This is a genomic window from Vibrio sp. SG41-7, from assembly GCF_014164465.1.
In the GTDB taxonomy this organism is placed as follows: Bacteria; Pseudomonadota; Gammaproteobacteria; order Enterobacterales; family Vibrionaceae; genus Vibrio; species Vibrio splendidus.
In genome coordinates this window covers 1-3,326 of the sequence record NZ_JACJFF010000232.1, presented here as the reverse complement: position 1 = coordinate 3,326, position 3,326 = coordinate 1, and the positions used below count along the sequence as shown (strand labels likewise).

Below are 3,326 nucleotides of genomic sequence, written 5' to 3'. Positions count from 1 at the left end.
ATTACATCAGGGCCATGAACACAATAATAATGTGCTCAATAAATAGGCCGAATATATGAAGGCAATGACTCTATTACCAAACGTGTAAAATTACTTGCAAACTGGGTGGGTCCATATATGACGATCAAAGTAAACTTTCATCATCAAAGTCCATGGTTAGCAATTCGTCATCCTCGAGAGGGAAGAATGACCGAGTCGGGGATCTCTATACAGCTCCCCGAACCGAACCCGTCACCATAATACAGACCGATGATATTTAAGGCTTCACAGGGAAACTGATCTGCGCTTTTAAGCCACCTTCACTGCGGTTATTAACCACTACGGCACCTTGGTGTTGGCTGACGATACGTTTGACGATCGCCAAGCCTAAGCCGGTACCTTCACTGCCACGAGCGGTATCACCACGCGTGAACGGTTCAAACAACTTGCCGACTTGGTCTTGCGGGATCCCAAGGCCATTATCTTCAACGGTCACCCAAGCCAGTTTATTGTCGGCCGTCATGCCAGTCGATACCTTGACCCAACCATTGCCATAGCGCAGCGCATTCACCACCAAGTTACTCACGGCACGCTTCATCGCGATCGGGTTACCTAGCGCAGGCTTCATCGATTCTGGAATATCGGTTTCAATTTGTACCTCGTAGCCACCTTCTGAGCTAGAAACTTCTCGGGCAATATCATCGACAAATACCTCTTGGAATGAATCTCGATCAACGGGCTTTAGGTAATCCATAAACTGGCTGATGATCTCATTACACTCTTCGGTATCACTGATGATCCCTTCCGCTAAATAGCTATCTTCTGGCGACATCATCTCGGTCGCTAAGCGAATACGCGTTAACGGAGTACGTAAATCATGACTGATACCTGCCATCAACAAAGCGCGGTCTTCTTCGAGTTCTTGAATACCTTTCGACATCTGATTAAAGGCTCGAGTTACCGAGCGGATCTCTTGCGCACCTTGTACTGGCAATGGTGGTGGAATATCACCACGCCCCACACCTTGGGCGGCTTTCTCTAGCGCTATCAAAGGCCGGTTTTGCAAGCGAATGAACAGCCAGCCACCCGCGACAATCAACATCGCCATGATCAGGCTGTTACGGAACAGAGGCGCAAAGTCTTCTTCTTGCAGCTCAGACAGAGGAATACGAATCAAGGAGTTAGGCAGCTGCGCGATGTCCATCCACAACACGTAGCTCTCTTTGCCTAGAATCAGCCGTACTTCGGTTTCAGAGCCCAACTCTTTGGTCATCTCCTCACTCATCAGGTCGATTGCTACCGCATGGTAATACTCACCCGCGGCTTCGCTGTCCTTGGCGTGAACCGTCACTCCGAGTTGCTCAAGCACACGTTGACGCAGTGGCGCATCAATCTCGATATCACTACCTTGATCCAAGACGAGGTTTAGCTCGTGAGCCAGAATCTTATTAAACTGCTGCAAACTCGGCATCAATGCATAGTTAAACACCGCGTAATAAGAAAAGATTTGGCTAGCAACCAACAAGGTTAAAAAGAGCACTATCGACTGAGTAAAGGAGCTACGTATGCGCATAGAAGACCTAAAGTGAGGGATGATAAAGGGATATAGTGGGAACTATAGCTGTAATACCAATCACAGTAAGTAAATGATCATAAATAGCGCAGGAAAAAGGCTTGAGAACAAGGCAGCAATTTTTGATAAGTAGTTATTCTACAATCAAAATTTCTAACGAAGTTATCGAGCGTTTTAACAAGCTAGGATGAGCAGTTATTTACTACGATTGGTATCTCTCATTGTGCTGAATACAAAACGGGCCATCACATATTAATGAGATGGCCCGTAAATAAAGAAATCTGATTCACAGAATCGATAAAGCGGCTTTTGAGCTTATAAAGCGAGATTACACAGCTTTGCCATCTGGAACGAATACATAACCCAAGCCCCACACCGTTTGGATGTAACGAGGTTTACTTGGATCTTCTTCAACTAGACGACGCAGACGTGAAATCTGAACATCAATAGAACGTTCCATCGCTGAATACTCACGGCCACGAGCCATGTTCATCAGCTTATCGCGAGACATTGGCTCACGAGCGTTAGTGACCAGTGACTTCAGAACCGCAAATTCACCAGAGGTAAGAGGCATTGGCTCTTCACCGCGGAACATTTCACGTGTACCTAGGTTCAAGCGGAACTCACCAAAGGCAACCACAGATTCTTCTGTGCTTGGCGCTCCCGGAGCTTCAATCACTTGGCGGCGCATTACCGCTTTGATACGAGCAAGCAGTTCACGCGGGTTAAATGGTTTTGGCAGGTAATCATCAGCACCTACTTCCAAGCCCACAATGCGATCTACTTCATCACCCTTTGCCGTCAACATAAGGATAGGCAGCGAGTTGTTTGCGTTTCGTAGACGACGACAGATCGATAGACCATCTTCGCCCGGCAACATTAAATCCAATACCATCAAGTGAAAATTTTCACGGGTTAACAGGCGGTCCATCTGCTCACTGTTTGCCACGCTACGCACTTGAAAGCCTTGCTCTGACAGATAGCGTTCTAGTAATGCACGTAGACGAGCATCGTCATCGACCACTAAAATTTTGTAGTTTTCTTGCATGTAATGGTTCCACCTATTAAAGCTCAAACCTAAGGTTAAGCATTCTTGGTAAATTGTATATTGGTATAAGACATTAAAAATGTAACATTATTGGAGAAAAAGTCGCCTAAATAATTGTTAACGTATGTTGCCTTTCTATATATTCTATCTTAGAACATCATTTCATTAAGTCAGATTTATGAAAACCAAACTGATCACCCGAGAAGGTTATAACAAGCTCAAAGCAGAACATGACCACTTATGGCACGAGAAGCGTCCAGAAATCACTAAGATAGTCACTTGGGCAGCAAGCCTTGGCGATCGTTCAGAAAACGCAGATTACACCTTCAATAAGCGTTTGCTTCGTCAGATTGATCGCCGAGTACGTTTCTTACGCAAGTTCCTACCTGATGTCACGATCGTGGACTACTCACCGCAACAAGAAGGTAAGGTATTTTTCGGTGCTTGGGTCGAGATTGAGAATGATGATGGGGAAATGAAGAAGTTTCGTATTGTCGGCCCTGAAGAGATCTACGGTGATGCGAAAGGTTATATCTCTATCGACTCTCCAATGGCTAGAGCTCTGCTGAAGAAGGAAGTGGATGATGAGTTTACGGTAACCACTCCGGAAGGCGATAAAGAGTGGTTCATTAGCTCGATTCGTTACGCAGACGACGCGTAAAGATTATGGCTCATGCCTTGGCTTATGGCTTATGGCTTATGGCTTATGGCTTATGGCTTAGCGTG

3 protein-coding genes are annotated in these 3,326 nt (G+C 45.8%); 1 reads left to right on the top strand and 2 read right to left on the bottom strand.

What is annotated here, in order from left to right; genetic code table 11:
- Nucleotides 1-256: 256 nt before the first annotated feature.
- Together envZ and ompR are read right to left on the bottom strand one after the other, a co-directional pair.
- Nucleotides 257-1,552 carry a two-component system sensor histidine kinase EnvZ gene (envZ, locus tag H5300_RS26100; RefSeq protein WP_182797299.1) on the bottom strand — a complete coding sequence of 432 codons (1,296 nt, stop codon included), beginning with the start codon at nt 1,550-1,552 and terminating at the stop codon, nt 257-259.
- A 328-nt stretch (nt 1,553-1,880) separates the two neighbouring features.
- Nucleotides 1,881-2,600, bottom strand: a complete 720-nt coding sequence (gene ompR, locus H5300_RS26095) for a two-component system response regulator OmpR (protein ID WP_004735642.1) — start codon at nt 2,598-2,600, stop codon at nt 1,881-1,883.
- 178 nt (nt 2,601-2,778) lie between these two features.
- On the opposite strand from ompR, the gene greB reads away from it, so the two are divergent.
- Nucleotides 2,779-3,261, top strand: coding sequence for a transcription elongation factor GreB (gene greB / locus H5300_RS26090; protein WP_182797298.1), 483 nt, complete (start codon nt 2,779-2,781; stop codon nt 3,259-3,261).
- The last annotated feature ends 65 nt before the right edge of the window (nt 3,262-3,326 follow it).